Origin of the sequence: Thermoactinomyces mirandus (genome assembly GCF_013868055.1) — a bacterium.
Classification (GTDB): Bacteria; Bacillota; Bacilli; order Thermoactinomycetales; family Thermoactinomycetaceae; genus Thermoactinomyces; species Thermoactinomyces mirandus.
Genome location: NZ_JACEOL010000089.1, coordinates 1 through 935 on the forward strand (window position 1 = coordinate 1; position 935 = coordinate 935).

The window sequence follows — 935 nt, forward strand, 5'->3', positions numbered from 1 at the left end:
CCAGGATCGCCGAAAAAGAATTGACTCACTTCCGTCGAATATATCCCCTTCGAATTATCCGGGAAATTTCTTCGAAGGGGAACTTATGTTAGGGAGTGGGACTGTGACTAAATCACATGAATTGAAGGCCGTTGGCAAGAATATTCGGGAGATTTAGAGAGAAACGGGATATGCCCGCAATACTGTTCGGAGGTATCTCCGTACCCAGGGGCTTCCGGAGCGGAAGCCCCGAAACGGCCATCGAGACTGGATCCGTTCAAATTGCTTTTGCACCAGTACGTGGAAGCATCTTGCTCACCAGCAACAAGAGCTGGGGAATGGGGAGAGTTCCTGCCTAGCCACCGAAGTGTTGGATCGATTGCTGCACCATTCCCACGTTCTGAACATCCGTGGTCAGAGCTACCGGTTACGTGAAAAATAGTAGGAATAATTGATATTATTATACTTGTTATTATATTGTGACTGGGTAATTGCCATGTATAATAAAAAATATTGTTTTATTTTTTTATATTAACAATTATCAATCTCTTGTTTTTGGAGATTCTGCCTCTACAAACAAGATAATTCAACAGCTTTTTATAAAAACTTAAGAGAGGTGAATCAAATACGGAGGACGAATAACCTGGAGTATTCACTATGACTTGCCGAAATATCTGTAGTAATGGACAAGCCATTTTTACTGCTCTTATACAGTTTTCCGTAATAATCCGTATGCGCAAGATGAATCATCAGGTAAAAGCAATCATTCTCTTACTGGTCGTTGCCATCACTGTCTTCGGTACCCTTGAAGTTTATGCCGATCCGGCGAGTGGCTCGTTTGATGTCCCGCAAATCAGGGAAGATTTTACGAATTTTATTGTGTACGACCGGGAAAAAGCCGTCCAATATGCGAAGAAATGGAGTGATGAACAAAATCAGGGAAAATTCCACCCGGA

General features: G+C 42.5%; 1 protein-coding gene and 2 pseudogenes. All 3 read left to right on the forward strand.

What is annotated here, in order from left to right; genetic code table 11:
- Window positions 1-85 precede the first annotated feature (85 nt).
- Window positions 86-261: pseudogene (locus H2C83_RS17970) on the forward strand (IS21 family transposase); the annotation flags it as partial.
- Between the two features lie 17 nt (window positions 262-278).
- Window positions 279-421: pseudogene (locus tag H2C83_RS18660) on the forward strand (ATP-binding protein); the annotation flags it as partial.
- Between the two features lie 215 nt (window positions 422-636).
- Window positions 637-935 (forward strand): hypothetical protein (locus tag H2C83_RS17145; protein ID WP_181742385.1); only part of this gene is annotated, 299 nt, incomplete at its 3' end.